This is a genomic window from Streptomyces sp. NPDC048441 (assembly GCF_043200235.1).
Taxonomy (GTDB): Bacteria; Actinomycetota; Actinomycetes; order Streptomycetales; family Streptomycetaceae; genus Streptomyces.
The window spans coordinates 378058-397987 of sequence record NZ_JBICXM010000006.1 but is presented as its reverse complement, the minus strand read 5'-3'; the positions used below and the strand labels follow the sequence as shown (position 1 = coordinate 397987).

General features: G+C 68.8%; 18 protein-coding genes and 1 pseudogene. 14 read left to right on the top strand and 5 right to left on the bottom strand.

Annotated features, from left to right (window positions below; translation table 11 throughout):
* Positions 1-69 precede the first annotated feature (69 nt).
* From ACGFSB_RS18110 to ACGFSB_RS18100, 3 genes are read left to right on the top strand one after another with little or no spacing between them, the layout of a single operon-like run.
* Positions 70-447 carry a TadE family protein gene (locus tag ACGFSB_RS18110; RefSeq protein WP_393399840.1) on the top strand — a complete coding sequence of 126 codons (378 nt, stop codon included), beginning with the start codon at positions 70-72 and terminating at the stop codon, positions 445-447.
* Complete coding sequence (locus ACGFSB_RS18105; protein ID WP_393399837.1) at positions 447-893, top strand: TadE/TadG family type IV pilus assembly protein; 447 nt, start codon at positions 447-449, stop codon at positions 891-893. Before ACGFSB_RS18110 ends, ACGFSB_RS18105 begins: the two co-directional genes overlap by 1 nt.
* Positions 890-1354: a TadE/TadG family type IV pilus assembly protein gene (locus tag ACGFSB_RS18100; protein WP_393399835.1), complete on the top strand. Its 465-nt coding sequence runs from the start codon at positions 890-892 to the stop codon at positions 1352-1354. The genes ACGFSB_RS18105 and ACGFSB_RS18100 overlap by 4 nt, the downstream gene beginning before the upstream one ends.
* A 47-nt stretch (positions 1355-1401) precedes the next feature.
* Here the strand turns inward: ACGFSB_RS18100 and ACGFSB_RS18095 are convergent, their stop codons facing one another.
* Positions 1402-3198, bottom strand: coding sequence for a serine/threonine protein kinase (locus ACGFSB_RS18095; protein ID WP_393399832.1), 1797 nt, complete (start codon positions 3196-3198; stop codon positions 1402-1404).
* Positions 3199-3227: 29 nt separating this feature from the next.
* Between ACGFSB_RS18095 and ACGFSB_RS18090 the strand changes: the two genes are divergently transcribed.
* The gene (locus tag ACGFSB_RS18090) at positions 3228-3368 is read left to right on the top strand and encodes a hypothetical protein (RefSeq protein ID WP_393399830.1); all 141 of its coding nucleotides are present in this window, start codon (positions 3228-3230) and stop codon (positions 3366-3368) included.
* A gap of 42 nt (positions 3369-3410) precedes the next feature.
* Here the strand turns inward: ACGFSB_RS18090 and ACGFSB_RS18085 are convergent, their stop codons facing one another.
* Both ACGFSB_RS18085 and ACGFSB_RS18080 read right to left on the bottom strand, forming a co-directional pair.
* Positions 3411-4502, bottom strand: a complete 1092-nt coding sequence (locus tag ACGFSB_RS18085) for a hypothetical protein (protein WP_393399828.1) — start codon at positions 4500-4502, stop codon at positions 3411-3413.
* The gene (locus ACGFSB_RS18080; RefSeq protein WP_393399826.1) at positions 4499-5146 is read right to left on the bottom strand and encodes a hypothetical protein; all 648 of its coding nucleotides are present in this window, start codon (positions 5144-5146) and stop codon (positions 4499-4501) included. Before ACGFSB_RS18080 ends, ACGFSB_RS18085 begins: the two co-directional genes overlap by 4 nt.
* Positions 5147-5632: 486 nt before the next feature.
* Between ACGFSB_RS18080 and ACGFSB_RS18075 the strand changes: the two genes are divergently transcribed.
* The 7 genes and pseudogenes from ACGFSB_RS18075 to ACGFSB_RS18045 all read left to right on the top strand — a co-directional run bounded on the left by ACGFSB_RS18075 (position 5633) and on the right by ACGFSB_RS18045 (position 15083).
* Positions 5633-8671, top strand: a complete 3039-nt coding sequence (locus ACGFSB_RS18075) for a BTAD domain-containing putative transcriptional regulator (protein WP_393399824.1) — start codon at positions 5633-5635, stop codon at positions 8669-8671.
* Positions 8672-8778: 107 nt separating this feature from the next.
* On the top strand, positions 8779-9504 hold the full coding sequence (locus ACGFSB_RS18070) for a prepilin peptidase (RefSeq protein WP_393399821.1): 726 nt from the start codon (positions 8779-8781) through the stop codon (positions 9502-9504).
* Positions 9505-9575: 71 nt separating this feature from the next.
* Positions 9576-10775, top strand: a complete 1200-nt coding sequence (gene mqnC / locus ACGFSB_RS18065) for a cyclic dehypoxanthinyl futalosine synthase (protein WP_393399818.1) — start codon at positions 9576-9578, stop codon at positions 10773-10775.
* A 7-nt stretch (positions 10776-10782) separates the two neighbouring features.
* Positions 10783-11382, top strand: a complete 600-nt coding sequence (locus ACGFSB_RS18060; RefSeq protein WP_393399815.1) for a hypothetical protein — start codon at positions 10783-10785, stop codon at positions 11380-11382.
* A gap of 169 nt (positions 11383-11551) precedes the next feature.
* Positions 11552-12253, top strand: a complete 702-nt coding sequence (locus ACGFSB_RS18055) for a demethylmenaquinone methyltransferase (RefSeq protein WP_393399813.1) — start codon at positions 11552-11554, stop codon at positions 12251-12253.
* 232 nt (positions 12254-12485) lie between these two features.
* Positions 12486-12554 (top strand): annotated as a pseudogene (locus ACGFSB_RS18050) (zinc-ribbon domain-containing protein); the annotation flags it as partial.
* Between the two features lie 366 nt (positions 12555-12920).
* Complete coding sequence (locus tag ACGFSB_RS18045; RefSeq protein ID WP_393400209.1) at positions 12921-15083, top strand: hypothetical protein; 2163 nt, start codon at positions 12921-12923, stop codon at positions 15081-15083.
* 26 nt (positions 15084-15109) lie between these two features.
* Here ACGFSB_RS18045 and ACGFSB_RS18040 read toward each other — a convergent pair whose 3' ends face one another.
* On the bottom strand, positions 15110-15694 hold the full coding sequence (locus ACGFSB_RS18040; RefSeq protein WP_393399811.1) for a GNAT family N-acetyltransferase: 585 nt from the start codon (positions 15692-15694) through the stop codon (positions 15110-15112).
* Positions 15695-15791: 97 nt separating this feature from the next.
* Between ACGFSB_RS18040 and ACGFSB_RS18035 the strand changes: the two genes are divergently transcribed.
* Both ACGFSB_RS18035 and ACGFSB_RS18030 read left to right on the top strand, forming a co-directional pair.
* Positions 15792-17081 (top strand): geranylgeranyl reductase family protein, encoded by a 1290-nt coding sequence (locus ACGFSB_RS18035; protein ID WP_393399808.1) that lies wholly within the window; start codon positions 15792-15794, stop codon positions 17079-17081.
* A 71-nt stretch (positions 17082-17152) separates the two neighbouring features.
* Positions 17153-17479: a putative quinol monooxygenase gene (locus tag ACGFSB_RS18030; RefSeq protein ID WP_393399805.1), complete on the top strand. Its 327-nt coding sequence runs from the start codon at positions 17153-17155 to the stop codon at positions 17477-17479.
* A gap of 81 nt (positions 17480-17560) precedes the next feature.
* On the opposite strand, the gene ACGFSB_RS18025 is transcribed toward ACGFSB_RS18030, so the two are convergent.
* Positions 17561-18373 carry a C40 family peptidase gene (locus ACGFSB_RS18025; protein ID WP_393399803.1) on the bottom strand — a complete coding sequence of 271 codons (813 nt, stop codon included), beginning with the start codon at positions 18371-18373 and terminating at the stop codon, positions 17561-17563.
* 1184 nt (positions 18374-19557) lie between these two features.
* On the opposite strand from ACGFSB_RS18025, the gene ACGFSB_RS18020 reads away from it, so the two are divergent.
* Positions 19558-19917, top strand: a complete 360-nt coding sequence (locus tag ACGFSB_RS18020; RefSeq protein ID WP_003992243.1) for an NADH-quinone oxidoreductase subunit A — start codon at positions 19558-19560, stop codon at positions 19915-19917.
* Positions 19918-19930: the final 13 nt, after the last annotated feature.

The window sequence follows — 19930 nt, the reverse complement described above, 5'->3', positions numbered from 1 at the left end:
GTGCACGGGTGCGTTAAGCGATGGGTACGCCGCAGGGTGGAGGCAGCCTCCACCCGCGGCGAGTCCGGCATGACCGCGATCGAGTTCGTGCTGCTCACTCCGGTCCTTTTCTTCATGATCTTCGCGACGGTGCAGTTCGCGCTGTACTTCTTCGCGGATCATGTCGCCCAGGCCGCGGCCCAGGCGGGTGCGCGCAAGGCCCGTGCGACGGCAGACGCGAACCCGGGCGGTTGGCGGGGCGACGCGCGTGACGTGGTCGACGACTACATCCAGCAGCTGGGACCGAAGTTGGTGCTCGGCCCGGACGTGAAGGTGATCGAGCCGAAGGCGAACACGGTCGGCGTGGAGATCACCGCGAAGGTGCCATCCGTCTTTCCCGGCCTTGATATGACGGTGCGCGCGCAGTCGGCAGGCCCGGTGGAGCGGTTCGTGGAGGAAGACGGCTGATGAGGAAAGCATGGGCCCGTGCTGTCCTCCACGGGATGTGCGCGTCGGGCCGTAGGTCGGATCGAGGGCTCTCGACCATCGAGGTGGTCATCCTCGCGCCTGTGATGATCCTCTTCATCCTGATCCTGGTGGCCTTCGGCCAGCTTGTCGACGCCCGGGGAGGCGTTGACGGGGCGGCGCGTGACGCCGCGCGTGCCGGTTCGATCCAGAAGAACCAGGGCACGGCGATGGCCGAGGCGAAGGCGGCGGCGGAGGCCGACCTCGAGGGAATGTGTGTCGGTCCGGTCAACGTCAACCAGACGAGCGCGGGCTTCGAGTCCGGCACGTTCTTCACGGTCGAAGTGAGCTGTCAGGTAAGAGGCCTGGCCATCCTCGGCCTCGACATGGAGACGACGCTGAAGGCCAGCTTCAGCTCTTCACTGGACCCACTGCGGAGGTCGGTGTGAGCATCAGTCCTCGCATACGAGATTGGGCCGCCGCCCGCCGTGAACGCCTCGACGACCGTGGTTCGGGCGCCGGTGCCGTCATCATCTTCGCGCTGGTCTTCCTCTCGCTGTCGGCGTTCGTCATCGACGGTGGCCTGTCCATCTCCAAGCGGGAGCGGGCCGCGGACATCGCGGAGCAGGCAGCGCGTTACGCGGCGCAGGACATAGACCGCGAGGGCATCTACGAAGGTGCCAAGGGCGCGCCCATCAACTACGAGAACTGCGGCGCGCGAGCCAAGGAGTTCGCCCGCTCGACGGGTATGCGTGGTGCGGACGTGGGGGCGACGCACTGCGTGACCGCCAACGCCAACCAGGTCGAGGTCGAGGTCCAGCTGACGTACAGCCCGGTGTTCACCGGGATGTTCTACGGCGGCGATGTGACGGTGCACGGAACCGCGGTCGCGGAGAACGAGGTCGGCTGAGCAAGGGCTCTGCTCCGGCCCCCAAGGGCTACTCGGGCCCCCAAGGGCTACTCGGGCTTCCACTGGGTGGCTGTCACCACGTAGCTGCGGAGATTGTCGTTCGTCGGCTCCTTGTTGACCTTGGTGATCCACAGGTGCGTGACGGGTCCGTCGCTGGACTCAATGCAGATGCCGGTGTTCGCCTTGAGGAGCGAGTCGTTCCTGATCTGGCTCAGTTTGATGGGGTTGGGCAGATTAGCCTCGCGCGCGCCGTCGCGGCACGCGCTGGGGGTGGGGCGTTCCTCGGTGGTGGTGCTGAAGGCGCCGCTGCCGTCGGCGAGGCGGATGCCATTGATGCTGAGGGGCTCCGCGCAATCCGTGTACGTGAGGTAGGGGCCGGAGGTCATCGCGTACCCCGAGCTTGTCTTGAGGTCCAGGTCATTGATGCTGAGCTCGGTGGCATCGGTCGGCAGGCAGTGGTCAAGGCCGCCGTCCTTGGAGTTGGGGTCGAACTTGGGTGCTCGCAGGGTCAGCGGCTTGTTCTGAGCGCTGATCTGCCACCCCGCCTCGGACTTCGGCGCGTTGGCCGCCTTCTCCGGTGACGCCTCACCGCCCGCTCCGGTGTCGCTGCCGCCGGGCTTGCTGCCAGCCTCGGAGCCGGAACCGGTCTTGCCGCCCGCCGAGTTGTTCTCCTTTTCGTTCCCCATGAGCTGGTACGCCGCGAAGCCCCCGCCTCCCACCGCCAGCACCCCCACGACAGCGAGCGCCGCGATCAGCGGCGTACGGCGTCGCTTGCCGCCCGTCGTCGGGGCGGAGGGCGGCGCGTATGCGGGCGAGGTCGGCGCGGCAGCGGCGAAAGCCGCCCCCGGCGTATGCGCGGGCTGCGTCGGCAGCGGCGGCTGTGCGGGGGCGTAGGAAGGCGGCCCGGCGGGGGAAGCCGGCGCACCGGAGGCCGGCCCACCCGAAGCCATGTGCAGCCGCATCGTCTGCTCCTGCCGCGCGATCTGCTGCGCGACGGCAGGCGGCAGCCACCAGCCCTCCTGGCGGGCAAGCCCCGACGTACCGGCGAGCGAGGCGCACGCGTCGACGAGCTGGGCCGGGGTCGGCCGAGCCCCCGGCTCCTTGGCGAGGCAGGCGGCGATCAGGGGACGCAACTGCTCGGGGCAGGCGGAGAGATCGGGCTCGTTGGAGACGATGCGGTAGAGCAGCGCATGTGAGGAGCCGTCGCCGAACGGATGCTGCCGGGTCGCGGCGAAGTACGCCACGAGGCCGAGCGCGAAGACGTCGAGGGCCGGGGTGACATCGCCGCCCATGGCCTGCTCGGGGGCCATGTAGGCGGGCGTGCCGAGCCGTACGTCCGTGCCGGTCAGCGCGGTGGTGTCGGCGGCGCGGGCGATGCCGAAGTCGATGACGCGGGGGCCGTCGGCGGCCAGCAGGACGTTGGAGGGCTTGAGGTCGCGGTGGATGACGCCGGCGGCGTGGACGCTCTGCAGGGCTTCGGCGATGCCGGCCATGAGTTGCAGGACGGTCGGTACGGGGAGCACTCCGTGCTCGTACACGGCGGAGGAGAGGGAGGGCCCGGGGACGTAACTCACGGCGAGCCAGGGTTCGGGCCCTTCGGTGAAGCTGTCCAGGACGGGCGCGGTGTAGGGCCCTTGGACGCGGCGGGCGGCGGTGACTTCCTGCGTGAAGCGTTGCCGGAACTCGGGGTCCTGCGCGTACTCCCGCCGTACGACCTTCAGAGCCACGGGCTGGCCGCCGCGCGTGTGCGACAGATAGACCACGCCCATACCGCCCTCGCCCAGACGGGCGCGCAGTCGGTATCCGGCTATCTCGCGGGCGTCGTCCGGCGCCAGCTCGTCCATGGTGGATCCTCCCCGAAGTATTGGGGCCCATGGTACGGAAGGGGTTTGTGGTCCGGCTCGCGCAGCGTCCTGTCGTCCAGGCGGATCACGCGTCCGCCCTGCTCCTGGAACTGGGCAGTCTCGACGTACAGCCATGGGTCGTCATGGCGCGTGAAGACGACCCATGGTGAACGACGCTGGGTGAGGGTGGCGCTCATGGTCGAGGTTCTGGATCAGCGGTTGATCGACTGGACTTCCTGGACGTTCATGTCCTGGGTCGTCTCGAAGGTGCCGTTCGGCAGCAGGTGTTTGCCGTCGTTGTCCGAGCCCTCCCAGGAGATCTCCCAGGTGATGGAGGCCTTCAGCTGGTACGGCTTTCCGTCGGTCGCGCGGAGGTACTTGATGCCGCACGGCGGGTCCTGCTTCGACTTGCCCTTGGCGTAGGGCGTGCCGATGCTGCCGTCGTCGTTGATCTTGCACTCGCCGGACGCCGGGAAGGTTTCCGCGTCCGCCGTGCCCGGTTCCAGGTGGAGGCTCTTCGGCTTGGCCGTGGTCTCTGCCCAGAGCGGGGTGTTCGGGAGCTCCGCGCGGACCTTGACGTCTTTGAAGGTGCCCTTGTCCAGCCAGGCCCAAGTAGGCAGGTTCACCGTCGACTTGGCCTCGGGCTTCAGCTCTACCTTGGTGTCAGGGACCTTGACCTTGTCGTAGGCGTACTCGGCGAGCATCTTCGGCGTCGGGGCATGCGGGTCGTTCGGGATCTTGTTCGCGTCCACCCAGAACATGATGCGGCCACAGTCCCATGACTTGGAGTCCGAGGAGTCGGGCGCCACGCCTCGCCAGAAGCGGCCGTCCTTGCCCTCGTTGTAGTCCTTGTAGCCGTCGGCCTGGCTGTTCGAGGCCGCGTGCAGGTCGAAATTGTCGGCGGGCTTGCCGTCCCGGTAGTGGTCGGTCCAGAGCCCCTTGCCGAACCAGGACTCGTGGATGCCGACGTCGCCGCCGCCGTCCTTGTCCACGAACTCCTTGAGCTCCTTGGAGGTGAAGGCCGGCTCGTACCAGCAGGCGGGTGGCTCCCAGTTGGGGTCGATCGGGGCGAGGTTGCCCTTCTTGCCGCCGCCATCGCCACCGGAGGGGAACGAGAGCTGGATCGAGGAGACTCCGGCCGACAGGTTGCCCTTCTTGTCGGAGCCGCCGCTCGGCTTCTCGTTGGACGGGGGGTCAGTGGTGTTGTCCCCCGGCCCGGCCGCGTAGGCGGCTCCGCCCGACCACAGCACGGCTGTCGCCGCCATTGCCGCGGACCATCGCACCGCACGTCGTGAGGATGTCATCGCCGGCACTCCTTCACTCGACCTTCGACCTCGATCTGCAGCACCTTCCAGATCTTCTCCGAACCCTTGGGCTGCTTCATGAGGAGGCGGAACTCCTGGTAGTCGTCGAGACTCGGCTTCGTGTGCCTGATCTTCTCGGTCTCGACGCTCTTGCCGTAGAACTTGCTCTGGTCGCGGCACATGGTGACGAGCACACCGGCCGTGCCGACCTTGTCGGTCTTGGCGCGGTAATAACTGTCTGTTCCGGTAGCGGTCCATTTGTCGTCCACCCACGACTTGATCTGCTTCTGCGCGTAGCGGGTGGCATTGCCCAGCGAATAGAACTGGTACGCCGGGTCCTTGGGGTCCTGAGCGGTGATCCCGTGATTGAGGGCCCGGATGTAGTTCTCGGCGTTCTCCTGAGCCGCCGCGTGACGCGGGTCGGACGACTTCGAGGAGTCGAATTCGACCTTCAGGTCACTCGGCAGGCTGACATCCGGCTCGCCGGGATTCGCGGGAGCCGAAGACTTCGACTTCTCCGAGCCGCCCCCCGCCCCCTCGATCTTGTCCGAGGAGTCATCGCTCCCGCCGCCCCCACAGGCGGTAAGGAGCAGGGCCGCGCCCGTCACCAGCGCGGTCACGATGGGCATAGTGCGACGGGCCACGATTGCAGTCCCCCAGAGTTCGATATGTGTGCAGGAGAGAATGGAGCCGGACGAAGTTACCAGGCGTGGGTTACCAGCGCTGGTGGGCCGTGTGAAGGTTCTCGCGTTCTGTGCGATGACGGAAGCGAATGGTCCTCAAGTGCTACGTGGGCGCAGCGATTCCGTGCCGGAACTGTGACTCGGGGGGATGAATGTTGTTCCGGGTGGTCAATCACGGGGTAGCAACCGCTCAGGAATGCCTGCGATTACGGGGTAACTCGGGTGTAAACGGGCATCCGTAGAAGCTCCTTGGGGGTCGTGTGAAGCCGTTGCCCCTGTCTGACCTTCGGCCCCTTCCGTACCATCACCTCAGTAGGCTCAGCGCAAGGACCACTGAACGCTGAAGGCTGAAAGCTGAAGAAAGACCACTGAAGAAAGACCACTGAAGACCGCGGACGACCGCTGCCCCCCACCCGCTCCCTCTCAGAGGACACCAGGACACCCGCCATGGCGCGCACCACTTCAAGTTCGACAGGCGGCCCGTCGGCTCCACGGAATCGGACGCCGCAGCCGCTGCCCCGGCGTCGTCGTACGTTCGGGGACTTCGTCAAGGCGTTCTTCGCCTTCGTCGCGTTGGCCGCGCTGCTCTTCGGTGTGCCTGGCGCCCTCGCGTACGCCGTGGGGTGGCCGCTTCCCGGCGGTGCGCCCTCGCTGGACTGGCTGCAGCAGGAGATCACGGTCGGGACGTTCATCAACGTACTGACCGTCGTCGTCTGGCTCGCCTGGGCCCAGTTCACCGCCTGTGTACTGGTGGAGATCAAGGCCGCGCTCTCCGGCGTCGGTATGCCGGGCCGCGTTCCCGGTGCCGGTGGCAGTCAGATCCTGGCCCGTCAGCTCGTCGCCGCCCTGCTCCTGGTGGGCGCCACCGCCGCCAGCTTCGCTCCCGGGCTCTCGCAGTTCGGGCATTCGCTGGAGGGGAACCAGAAGCCCGCTTCCGCCGCCTCCGCCCAGCAGACGCCCGGTGGCCTTTTCGGGCAGGAGCAGCAGGCAGGGAGTGCCGCGAGCGCCATTGCCGAGCAGGCCGAACAGGCTGCCGCGCACGCCGACGGCGGGGGCAGCAACAAGGACGGGGACACCAAGTACTACCGGATCCAGCCGCCCGAAGGGCGTCACCACGATTCGATGTGGGAGATCGCCGAGCGGCACCTGGGAGACGGTCGCCGGTACAAGGAGATCTACCAGCTCAACAAGGACCGTGAGCAGCCCGACGGTTCGAAGCTCTCCGAGGCCAGTCTCATCCGGCCCGGCTGGATCATGGAAATGCCCGCGGACGCGCACGGCGGCGAGCTCGTCGAGATGCCCGACGAGGCGCCCAAGGTCTCGCAGGACGTGAAGGAGCAGATCTCCGACTACGCCAAGTCCGGGGACCAGGCGAAAGAACAGGGTGGCGGTCAGCAGGGCGGCAGCGGTTCCGGCTCCGGCTCCGGTTCAGTCGATCGCGATACCGCCCACATCACCATTCCCGAGCAGCAGCGGCCCTCCGAGGGTGGTGGGCACGGGCAGCAGGAGGCTCCCGTCGCCAGTAGTGGGAGCAGCGAGTCCGACAGCTCCTCCTTCGGGCTGCCCGAAGCCCTCATCGGTGCGCCCCTCCTCGCCGCCGGGCTCCTCGGAGCCCTCGGCCGCCGTCGGCGTCACGCGCTGTGGCAGTCGGCCATGGGTGCCGTCGGCGGGCGTCGCGGCATGGAGCCGCCGACGCCGACCGGGGGCGCGGCCGACGCGCAGGACGCGTTGCTCGTGGGGGCCGACCCCGAAGGCGTACGCCTTCTTGATCTGTCACTGAGGGGGCTCGCCGCATCCCTCGCCGAGGAGTCCCGCGCGCTGCCCACCGTGTACGCGGCCTGGCTGAGCCGCGGGGATCTGCATCTCCAGCTCGCGCAGCCCGCCGGGCGGCCGCCCGCTCCCTGGCAGCTCGGGCAGGACCAGACGTTCTGGATGCTGGCTCGTACCGACGCCGAGCAGTACGAGGACGTGGACACCGCCGCTCCCTATCCGGGCCTGGTGAGTCTGGGAACGCTCGATGACTCCCGGCTGCTGCTCAACCTCGAAGCCGTGCCCGGTGTCGTGTCGCTGAGCGGGCGCGAGGCCGATCGCGCCGCCGTCTTCGCCTCCGTCGCCGCCGAGCTCGCCACCAACGGGTGGTCCGACCGCATGACCATCACCCTCGTCGGATTCGGGCAGGACCTGACGCCGCTCGCGCCCAACCGCCTTCGGCACCTCGACGACATCGAGGCGCTGATCGAAACCATGGAGGCGGAGACGCGACAGCGGCGCGGAGCCCTGGGCGCCGCCGGTCACGACTCCGTGCTCACCGGTCGTACGGGGCCCGCCCAGCACACCCGCTGGGCTCCGCATCTCGTGCTCCTCGCCGCCGAGCCCGCCGGGGACGATGCCGTGAAGCTCGCTGAACTGGCCGCCGATGCCAGCCGGTTGGGCATCGGGTACCTCGTCGGTACCGAGTCAGGGGATCTGCCGGGTGCCGCCTGGGAGATGGAGATCACCCGCGAGGGCAAGCTGCTCGCCCCGCTGCTCGGGCTCGAGCTGGAGGCGCAGTCGCTGCCCGAGGCCCAGCAGCGGGCCGTCGTGGAGCTGTTCGTCGATGCCGATCCGGGGCAGGGCGAGGGCGAAGGCCGTGGCGCTGGGTTCGGTGCCGGTTCCGGTCGTACTTCCGGACGTACGGGTGCCAATCCGCCGTTCCTCGTCGACGTCACCGAGCAGGGGCGTCCCGCCGTGTACGCCCGCCTCGTCGGTACGTACGAGATCATCGGCCTCGAAACGCCGGACGGCGAGCGCAGTCCGCTGATGCACGAGGCGCTCGCCCTGCTCCTGCTGCACCGCGAGGGTGTGCACCCCCGGGTGCTCGCCTCCGCGCTGTGGCCGCGCGGGGTCACCGAGGACGTACGCGACGCGCTCGTCGACCGGCTGCGGGAGTGGCTCGGTACCGAACCCGACGGGTCGGCGCGGCTGCGGGCCGACCAGAGCGGGCGGCTCACCCTCGCCAAGTCCGTCGTATCCGATCTGGATGTTCTGCGGTCGCTCTACCACGAGGCGACTCAGGGGCGCGGGGCCAACAGCCGGGCCGTGCGCGGGCGGATGCTCACCGATGCGCTGGTGCTCGTACGCGGGCCGCTGCTCTCGGACCGGCCGCAGGGGCGGTACGCGTGGCTCACGCACGAGATCATCGATGCGCAGCTGCCGCTCCTCGTCGCCGACATCGGCCTCGCTCTGTCCGAGTTCCACTTGGAGAAGGGGCGGTCGGAGAAGGCCATCGAGGCGCTGAACGCTTCGCTGAATTCCGCGCCGGGGGATGAGCGGCTGTGGAACGAGTTGCTGCGGGCCACGCATGAGGTGGGCGACCCGGGTCGCCTTCAGCAGGTGGCTGCGGATCTCGTTGCACGGAGCGGGGCTCGGGGCGTACCGCCCCGGACTGAAGCCCTGCTGGACGAGTTGCTTCCTGCCTGGCGCAGTGGGCTCTCTGCCGTGGGGTAGTTCGGTTCCGTTCCCCTCTGCGGGTGGGGGGCGTTTTCGAGGCCGCCGCTTCGCGGCGGATGTTTCCCACCCACCCACCCGTATCTCCGCGTCTAGAGGGTGAACCGTTGGACCCCTTGGTGTATCTCGTCGTCGGGGGCGCTCTCTGGGGCGCCCTCGCCGGGCTTCTCGTGCCCCGTGCCGCCTACCGGCTGTCCGTGGCGCCCGATGAGGCCTGGCGTGCCGAATGCCCCGACGGGCATCCCGTCGGGGGCTGGGTCGGGCTCGCGCGGTGTGCGGACGGGACCCGGAACGGGCCCCGCACCCTGACCGTCTCCCTCGCCACCGCCCTCGTCTGCGCCGCCCTCGCCGCCGCGACCGGCGCACGGCCCGAGCTGGCCGTCTGGATGCTGCTCGCGCCCTTCGGCGTACTGCTCGCCATCGTGGACTTCACCGTGCACCGGCTGCCCGATGTGCTGACTCTGCCGCTCGCCGTGGCCGCGCTCGCGCTCCTCGGAGGCGCCGCGCTGCTGCCCGAGCACGGCGGGTCCTGGCCGCACGCGCTGTACGGGGCGCTCGGGCTCGGCGGTGGGTACTTCGTGCTGTTCCTGATCAGCCCGAACGGCATGGGCTTCGGCGATGTGAAGCTCGCGCTCGGCCTCGGGGCCGTCCTCGGCTGGTACGGGTGGGGCGGGGTGCTGCTCGGCACCTTCGCCGGGTTCCTGCTCGCCGCCCTGTACGGGGCGGTGCTCGTCTTCGCCCGCCGCGCCGGGCGCAAGACGGCCATCCCCTTTGGGCCCTTCCTGATCGGCGGCGCGTTCGTCGGGCTGCTCGTCGGGGCGTACGCCGCCTGACGTCGGGCGGCCCGAAGGGCTGGCGTACGCTGAATCAGTCCGTCCAGAACCCTTACGAAAGGGACGCCCCGGTGACCGAGAAGGCCGACCTTCAGTCCGTCCTCGACCGTGCCGCCGCAGGTGGGCGGATCAGCGAAGAAGAGGCGCTCGACCTCTACCGCGATGCCCCGCTGCACGCGCTCGGCGCCGCCGCCGACGCCATCCGCCGCCGTCGGTACGCCGGGACCGAGCACATCGCGACGTACATCATCGAGCGGAACATCAACTACACCAACGTGTGTGTGACCGCCTGCAAGTTCTGCGCCTTCTACGCCGCCCCGAAGGACACCAAGAAGGGCTGGACGCGCGACCTCGACGACATCCTGCGGCGCTGCGCCGAGACCGTCGAGCTCGGTGGTACGCAGGTCATGTTCCAGGGCGGACACCACCCGGACTTCGGCGTCGAGTACTACGAAGAGCACTTCTCCGCGATCAAGAAGAACTTCCCGCAGCTGGTCATCCACTCCCTCGGCGCCTCCGAGGTCGAGCACATGGCCCGCATCTCCAAGGTGTCCGTCGAGGAGGCGATCCAGCGGATCCACGCCGCCGGGCTCGACTCCTTCGCCGGCGCCGGTGCCGAGCTGCTCCCCGCCCGGCCGCGCAAGGCCATCGCCCCGCTCAAGGAGAGCGGCGAGCGCTGGCTGGAGATCATGGAGATCTCCCACGGCCTCGGTGTCGAGTCGACGTCCACGATGCTCATGGGCACGGGCGAGACCAACGCCGAGCGCATGGAGCACCTGCGGATGATCCGCGACGTACAGGACAGGACCGGCGGCTTCCGGGCCTTCATCCCGTACACCTACCAGCCTGAGAACAACCACCTCAAGGGGCGGACCCAGGCCACGATCTTCGAGTACATCCGCATGATCGCGATCGCGCGGATCTTCCTCGACAACATCGCCCACATCCAGGGTTCCTGGCTGACCACCGGCAAGGAGGCGGGTCAGCTCACGCTGCACTACGGAGCGGACGACCTGGGCTCGGTCATGCTGGAGGAGAACGTCGTCTCCTCCGCCGGTGCCAAGCACCGCAACAACCTGCGCGACATGATCGACATGATCCGCACCGCGGACCGTGTCCCCGCCCAGCGCGCCACGACGTACGAGCACCTCGTCGTGCACGACGACCCGGCGAACGACCCGACCGACGACCGCGTCGCCTCGCACATCTCCTCCACGGCGATCGAGGGCGGCACGGCACACCCCGAGCTGAAGCTCCTCGCCAGTAACTGAGGCCGCTTTGCGCACACTTCACGTCGCCGATGGGACACCGGAGGCGGCGGTCCTGGTCGACGGGGCGGTCATCGCCGCCGTCGGCCCGTACGACGAGCTCGCCGCCGCGCACCCCGCTGCCCGCGTCCGGCGCTGGCCCGGCATCCTCACGCCGGGCCTGTTCAATCCGTACGGTCCCGAGCTTCTCGAAGCCACCTACCACCCTGACCCGCGCGAGGCCGAACGGCTCGGCACCGAGCCCATCGGCGGGGAGCGCGCGCGGGCGATCTTCCGTACCGACCCGTCCCGTATCGGCGCCAGCGCCCGGCGGGGCGTGCAGCGGCTCCTCGCGCACGGCACGGTGGCGGTCGCGGGCGAACTGCGGGCCCGCCCCGTCGTCGACGCCGTCCGCCGGGCGGGCCTCGGGGTGGGCCGCCGCCCGCCCCGGGTGCAGGGTCCTGTGTCCCTGTCGCCGACCCCCCTCGTCCTCCTGCCGCCCTTGAGGGAGGGCGGCCCGGCCCGGTTCGCGATCTTCGATGTGCCCGACCGGGCGGAGCTGGTGCGCCAAGGCGCGGGAACGTGCGTGGCGACGGTAGTGGGCGGCCGATTGGTGTACCGAGCCCGTTGAGGGCCGTCCCGCAGGGGCGCCCTCAGGGACGCGGGGAACTGCGCGAGCAACCACAACGAACCCGCACGCGCCACGCAGACGGCACCGGGCAGACGCTTCCGCGAAGAAGCCCGCCGCAGGCGAAGCAGGGCGCCGCCAGGGCAGGAGGTCGGCCTGACACAATGGTCAAGTGACCCGAGCTTCCCTGGACAAGCAGCCCCACGAAGTCGCTTCGATGTTCGACGACGTAGCGGAACGCTACGACCTCACGAACGACGTGCTCTCCCTCGGCCAGTCCCGGCTCTGGCGCAAGGAGGTCGCCAAGGCGGTCGACGCCCGCCCCGCGCAGAAGGTCCTCGACCTCGCCGCGGGCACCGCCACCTCCTCGCAGCCCTTCGCGCGGGCCGGCGCGTACGTCGTGCCCTGCGACTTCTCGCTCGGCATGTTGCGGGTCGGCAAGCAGCATCACCCGTGGATGCCGTTCACCGCGGGCGACGCGACGAAGCTGCCGTTCAAGGACGACACGTTCGACGCCGTCACGATCTCCTTCGGGCTTCGCAACGTCCACGAGACCGATGAGGCGCTGCGCGAGATGTACCGCGTGACGAAGCCCGGCGGCCGGGTCGTCATCTGCGAGTTCTCGCACGCGACGTGGGCGCCGTTCCGCACGGTCTACGAGGAGTATCTGATGCGGGCGCTGCCGCCGGTCGCGCGCGCGGTCTCCTCCAACCCTGACGCGTACGTCTATCTCGCGGAGTCCATCCGCTCCTGGCCGGACCAGCCGACGCTGGCCGCGCGCATGAAGGAGGCGGGCTGGTCGAAGGTGGCGTGGCGGAATCTGACCGGCGGGGTCGTGGCGCTGCACCGGGGGTTCAAGGCGGCGGCCGCATAGGCCTGTCCCTGTTGCGAATCCCTCTTGCGGATTCCTCTTGCGAACGCAGTTGGCGGAACCGGGCTGATGGGAACCAGCCAACGGGCAATATGTGTCCGTTGATACGACTCCGCCGACGCGACGGTGTCGACGGTGTCGAAGCGAATCCGCTCTCTCGCCTCGGCCCGCCGCGTGTTCGGTCGGCGGCGTGGATCGGTCTTATCGGTCATCTCACCAATGACGGAGCGTTGCCATGGCGTCGCACTGCCCTCACTGCGGGGCACCCACCCCTGAAGAGGCCCGCTTCTGTATGAAGTGCGGGCGGGAGCGTCCGCGTGACACGACAGTGGACGCGGGGCCCGCGGAATTGACTGCGGCGTCGGAGGGCCCTGAGCTCGAAGCTCCCGGGACCGAAGCTCCTGAGCTCGAAGCTCCCGGGACCGAAGCTCCTGAGCCCGAAGCTCCCGGCAGTGAGGCGGGCCCCGGGTTCACTGAGATCTCCCTTCCCGCGCCCGCACTTCCCGCCGCCCCGGTGTCTCCGCCCCCGCCCCCGCCCCCGCCCGCGTACGTACCCGTGCCCGCACCCGTGCCCGCACCGCCGCCCTCGGCTCCCTCACCCCTGGGTGCCTTCTTCGGGCGGGCGTTTCGTGGGGACTGGGCCGGGGCCGCCCAAGCTGCCCTGTGGCCCGTGGGGTTGGTGCTTGTCGCGGCTGTCGCGCTGGCCATCCCCTCCTACGGACAGGGCGATGACGCCGACGTCGCCGTCGGGTTCGGCGAGCGGCTGCGGATCGCTCTCGCGCTGCTGCTCCAGGCCGTGGGCGGCGGCTTCGAGGTGTCGGGGAGTGAGCGGCAGCAGTCGTCCGTCTTCGGCGGTGACAGCTCCGGAGTGGACGCCGCCTTCGACGGCAGTGCCACGCTGCACCTCATTCCGCTGACCGCCACCGCCTTGTGGATCGGGGCCCTCTTCATCGGCGTACGCATCCTGCGGAACCGTGTCCTCGTACGTCAGGCAGGCAGCAACAGTGGTAACACCGTGGGGCTCGAAGCGGCCGTGCGCGTCACCCTGTTGGTGACCGTGGGCACCCTCGTGCTCAGCCTTTTCGCGCAGCCCGAGATCGAGGGCGTCGAGCTCTCCTCCTCGCCGGTGCTCGCCGCGCTCGGCGCGCTCGTGCTCGGACTCGCTGTCTCCTTCGGGGTACTTCACCGCGACGACTTGGCTGCGTGGACGGCACAACGACCGGGCTGGCAGGTGCTGTTCCGCGCAAGTGGCACGGCACTGCGCGCGCTCGCGATCGTGCTGGTCCTGTGCTCGGTCGTCGCGTTCATCAGCCTCACCCAGATCGACGACCTCGAAGGTCTCACCGACCTCGACGACACCGACGTGTCCCCGCTGCTCATCGCCCTGCTCCTGCTGCCGAACCTCGGCGTCGCCGCTCTCGGCCTCGGGTGGGGAGCGCCGTTCGAGGCGTCGGTGCGGGGGAGCGGTTCGGGGTACGGCGGTGGCTATGAGAGCGAGTCCTTCGGCCTCTCCGAACTGGGGGACGTCACCAACTCGTGGGCGATCGTGGGGGCGTTGACGCTCGGGCTCGTCTGCGCGCTGACCCTCGGCATCCTCGCCGCGCGCCGCTCCGCACACCGGGGGGAGCAATTGCTCGCCGCCGGTGTCTTCTTCGGGCTCTTCCTGCTGCTCGCCGGGGTCGGCGGGCTCAGCGTCGATGCGTCCGGAAGCGCGTCGTCGGAGTTCGGCGGTGGCGGGAGCAGCAGCGGCAGCGGCTCGGGCAACGGCAGCTTCGATACGGGCGTGAGCGTGCCGGATGCTCTGCTCTTCGGGCTGCTCTGGGTGTTCGTCGCTGCGCTCATCGCGCCGTATCTGCTCCAGATGCTCGGGCAGCGGACGGGACCTGGTGCAGTGGGGGCAGCGGGGGCAGTGGAGACGGCGGGGGCAGTGGGGACGGTAGGTGCGGTAGGCCCCGTGGCAACGGTCTCCCCCGAGCCCGGAATTGCGGAACCCACGCCGCCAGCCGCGTACAACCAGGGCGCCTACGCCCCCACCTACGACGCCGCCTACGCCCCCCACGCCTTCCAGCTCCACCAGCAGCCCACCGCGCCCCCCACCGCCGAGCCCCGCCGCACCGCCCTCTGGGTGGCGACCCTCACCGCCGCCTTCGTCATCGGCAGTGGCATCGCAGCCGGGGCCCTGCTCTGGCAGGACAACGGTGACGGTACGGCCGACAAGGCGGGCGGCAAGGACGACAAGGCCTCCGTGAGCCGGACCGACGACCCTGACCAGCAGTCCTCGTCCTCACCGTCCCCCTCTCCCGCCAGCTCTCCCTCCACCTCTCCCTCGGAACAGCCGACCGCCGGCCCCGACACCGTGGACCAGGACACTCAACTGCCCGCGGGCTCCGACCTGGTGTCCGACGTGAGCGGCTTCGAGTTCGCCGTGCCCGACGGCTGGACCCGGCATGGCGAGGACCGCCCTGGCCAGATCGTGTACGCGGGGTCGACCGGCCGTGAGGAGTTCCTGGTCGGCGTGGTCCGGAACGCCACGTACACCTCGTACGAGAACTTCACGACCATCGAGAAGGACGCCAAGAAGGACCCGAAGAAGACGGACTACCAGCGGATCCGCCTTGAGCCGAACACCTTCCAGGGGCGTAGCGGTGCGATCTGGGAGTACACCTACGTCGACACGGCCGGCCGTGAGATCCATGCGCTGGACCAGAGCTACGTCGCGGACGACGGCACCGAGTACGCCATCCAGCTCTCCTGGCGCGCGGACTTCTGGTCCGCGGACGAGGGCGCGAAGATCCACGGGATCGCCCTCGACCACTGGCGGGTCAACGACTGAGCCCTCTCAATAGATCCCGCGGCGCGCTACAGCTCGAGCCGGAAGCAGTACGCCTTCCGGTCCGACCCGGACCCCGACCCCGACCCCGACCCCGACCCCGACCCCGGAATCGTGAAGGCGGCCCCGTCCCGCTCCATGCCGAGCCGTCGCGTCACCGCCACGGACCGCTCGTTGCGGGCGTCGACCATCGCCACCACATTCCGTACGCCCGCCGCGCGCACCCGCTCCAGGGTGGCCTGCGCGGCGGCGGTCGCGTACCCCTGCCCCCAGGCGGCGCGGCCGAGCCGCCAGCCGATCTCGACCTCGCCCTTGGGGCCCCAGTCGTGCGGCCACGGCTGTGCCCCGGTGAAGCCGATCGGCTCGTCCCGTGCGTCGAGCAAGGTCCAGAAACAGAAACCGATTTCAGCGTCGTGTCTGCGCTGGCGGGCAGTCAGCTCCTCGTACACGGAGAGCTCGGACGACCTGCCGCCGAAGAACTCCATGACGTCCGGGTCGTCGAAGAGCCGGTGCCAGGCGAAGGCGTCCTCGTGCGTCGGGACCCGGAGTCGCACGGCGGGCAGCGTCTTGAGCGCGGCGGCAGGGGTCTCGGTCGGCAGTGCCTGCTTTGTCACGGGTGGCCCTTCGGCTGGCTGATCAGTACCGCTGCATAGACTGCCCACATCCCGTGCCGGTCGGCACACAGATTTCGAGCCTTGGGGAGAACCCGCCGTGACCGAGCCCCAGCCCCTCACCGAACACACCGCTGATGTGATCGTCGTCGGGGCCGGGCCAGCCGGTTCCACGACGGCCTACTACTTGGCGAAGGCCGGACTCGACGTACTTCTTCTTGAGAAGACCGCGTTCCCAAGGGAAAAGGTCTGCGGCGACGGCCTGACGCCGCGCGCGACCAAGCAGCTCGTGTCCATGGGGATCGACATCTCCGAGGAAGCCGGCTGGCTGCGGAACAAGGGCCTCCGGATCATCGGAGGCGGCGTACGACTCCAGCTCGATTGGCCGGAACTCGCCGCCTACCCGAACTACGGCCTCGTCCGAAAGCGCGACGACTTCGACGAGCAGCTCGCGCGCCAGGCCCAGAAGGCGGGCGCCCGGCTGCACGAGCGCTGCAATGTCGGTGCCCCGATCATCGACGACCGCACGGGCCACATCACCGGCGTGCACGCCAAGATGGGCGAGGAGAAGACCCCGGTTACGTTCCACGCGCCGCTTGTGGTCGCCGCCGACGGCAACTCGACGCGGCTCTCGCTCGCGATGGGTCTGCACCGCAGGGAAGACCGTCCGATGGGCGTCGCCGTCCGTACGTACTTCACCTCGCCTCGCCACGACGACGACTACCTGGAGTCCTGGCTCGAACTGTGGGACCGCCGCGGCAGCGAGGACCGGCTGCTGCCCGGCTACGGCTGGATCTTCGGCATGGGCGACGGCACGTCGAACGTCGGACTCGGCATTCTCGACTCCTCCGCCGCCTACAAGGAGCTCGACTGGCGCGAGGTCCTGAAGGCCTGGTGCGCCTCGATGCCCGAGGACTGGGGCTACACCCCGGACAACATGACGATGCCGATCCGCGGCGCGGCCCTGCCGATGGCCTTCAACCGTCAGCCCCACTACACCAAGGGCCTGCTCCTGGTGGGCGACGCGGGCGGCATGGTGAACCCCTTCAACGGAGAGGGCATCGCGTACGCCATGGAGTCCGGGCAGATCGCGGCGGACGTCGTCGTCCAGGCGCACTCCCGGCAGACCCCCGCCCAGCGGGAGTTGGCGCTCCAGCGCTACCCGAAGGTCCTCAAGGACACCTACGGCGGCTACTACACACTGGGCCGCGCCTTCGTGAAGCTCATCGGCAACCCGAAGGTCATGAAGATCGCCACGCAGCGCGGCCTGACCCACCCGATGCTGATGCGCTTCACCCTGAAGATGCTGGCCAACCTCACCGACCCGACGGGCGGCGACGCGATGGACCGCATCATCAACGGCCTGAGCAAGGTGGCTCCGAAGGCGTGAGCCCTGGGGATCCCGGGGTGCGGGACATATCCGATTTGCCCTCACCCCGTGGGTAGTACGACGCTGGTCGCATGATTTTCATCGCAGTCAAGTTCACCATCCGCCCCGAGCACACCGACACCTGGCTGGAGCGGACCGCCGAGTTCACCCGGGCCACGCGCGCGGAGGAGGGCAACCTCTTCTACGACTGGTCCCGCAGCGTGGACGACCCGAACCAGTTCGTCCTCCTGGAGGGCTTCGCCTCACAGGAGGCGGGCGCCGCGCACGTCGGCTCCGACCACTTCAAGGCCGCCATGGAGACGATGTCCGAGGCGATCGCCTCGACCCCGGAGATCATCCACACGGAGATCCCGGGCAGCAGCTGGTCCGAGATGGGCGAGCTCTCGCCGAAGAGCTGATGCGTGCGCCTCGCTGAGCGCACAGAAGGGCCGGGAACCCCGTCGGGGGTTCCCGGCCCTTCTAGGTAGCTGTGAGGGCCGTCAGAGGACGCGCACGGCGCCGCTGGCGGGGTAGCCCGACAGGTCCTGGACGACAACGCCCTTGCCGGGGTTGGCGGCGTCGAGGTACTGGCCGTTACCGATGTACACACCCACGTGGTACGCGGAGCCCGCGCCACCCCAGTAAAGGATGTCGCCCACCTGGACGTTGTCGAGCGAGACCGGCGTACCGGAGACCGACTGGTCCTGCGAGACGCGCGGAAGGTCCACGCCCGCCTGCTTGAACGCGGCCTGGACGAGGCTGGAGCAGTCCCAGGCGTTGGGTCCAGAGGCACCCATGACGTACGCGTCACCGAGCTGGGCCTTGAGGAAGCTGATGACCGTGCCGACGCTGCCGCTGGCCGGGGCCACATCGGCGGCGGCGCTGGAGCCGGAGCCCGAGGCGCTGAGCGTCGTGCGCTCCTCGGAACGCGAGGCGCGCTCCGCCTCCGCCTTCTTCTTGGCGGCGGCCTCGGCCTTCGCCTTGGCCTTCGCCTTCTTCTCGGCGGTGGCCTGGTCTTCCTTGGCCTGCTTGGCGGCCTTCACGGCGGCCGCGTCCTGCTCGGCACGGAGCTCGTAGCTGTCGGCGGTCTGCTGGGTGGCATCCGCGGACTGTGCGATCTGCGTGGAGAGGTCCGTGGTGAGCGTGGGCATTTCGATGGTCTCGGTCACCGGCTCGGCGGCGGTCGCCGTGCCGGCAGCCGCGGCCACTGCCAGGGTGCTGAGGACGCCACCGGCAACTCCGGCGCGCAGTGCCATTTTCGAGGCGCTGCGACGGGGCTTCCGGTGGCTGGGTATGTGAGCGGTGTGGGACATGAGAACAACCGCTATCAGGGAGTCAGGGTTCCCATCAAGAAACGTGGTCTGCGCCACAGTTGCTCCCGGAGGCATTGAATCCCGGGCGTGTCACTTCTTATTGACGCCGTAACGGGCAATGTGGACAACGGTAATCACGCCTGTGATCATGGGTTTTCTGCGATACGCCCGAATTGCCCGTGGTCTACCACCCGTTGAGCCAGTTGGCCAAGCCCGGTTTCTCGACGGCAAGCTGCCGTGTGGCGCAGGTCACAGGTGTGGCCCTAGGGGATCTCCCTGAGATCCCACCGAGACCTTCCCGAGATATCCCGAAGAATTCAGGGGTGTTGTCGGTGTGGGGGACCGGTGACGGATCGACGGTGGATCGACGACGGATCAGCGGTGGATCAACGACGGGTCGACGGCGGACCGGCAGTGGATCAACGACGGGTCGGCGCTGAACCCGTGCCGGATCGGTGTCGGGGTCGATCCCGGATCGGTGTCGAGGTCGATGCCGGATCGGTTTCGGGCTGAAGCCGGTTCACGCTCACGGTGATATGTCGGTTCACGTTCACGGTGACACCCAGTCGGCCACGTGCCGCCCACGTGCCGCCCAGGTGTCGCCCACGTACGGATCACGCGTCGACTACATGCCGCCCGCTACGCGCCGCCCGCGCCCGCGACGCCCCGCCGACCGCTACACGCCGCCCGCGCCCGCGAGACCCCGCCGACCGCTAGTGAATCTGTGCACGCATCCGAGTCCGTCCACTCCTGCCCTCTCCTGCTCTCTCCCGGCCCCTCCCCTCCGCTTCCGTCCACTCTCATCCACACCCCTCCCGCCAAAGTGTGAACGCGCCGCCACTATCAAGCTGACCTGTCCAGCGCCAATTTGCTGGAGAGCGCGATCTCTTGATAGGGCGACCCCCTCCTGACCAGGGGTAACTAGCGAAGATGTCACCTCTGGTGATCACTCAGGCGCTTCGCGTATGAAGATCACCGCTCATCCGACTTCATGATCCTTCGTCAGGTGGTGGAGATCACAAAGCCGTTGTCGTACCCCGTGTCGCAGATCACAGACCGGCGGGCATAAGATGCGGGGCAGTTGGGCTTGTGACCTGCTTCACATGTAAGCGATCTTCGTGGGGCAGGACGCGCAGTCCAATGCAACCGCCAACAGTCAGTGCCGACTGAGAGGAGCGAGGAGCGTGAATGCCTATGCGCCCATCCTCGTGCTGGGAGCCCTCGGGGCAGGCTTTGCGATCTTCTCCGTGGTCATGGCCACGCTTATCGGTCCAAAGCGGTACAACCGCGCCAAGCTCGAGGCGTACGAGTGCGGTATCGAGCCGACGCCGACTCCGGCCGGCGGTGGGCGATTCCCCATCAAGTACTACCTGACGGCGATGCTCTTCATCGTCTTCGACATCGAGATCGTCTTCCTTTACCCCTGGGCCGTCACGTTCGACGCACTGGGGATTTTCGGGCTCGTGGAGATGCTGCTCTTCGTGCTCACCGTCTTCGTCGCGTACGCGTACGTATGGCGGCGTGGCGGCCTGGAATGGGACTAAGGGTCTGAGGGGC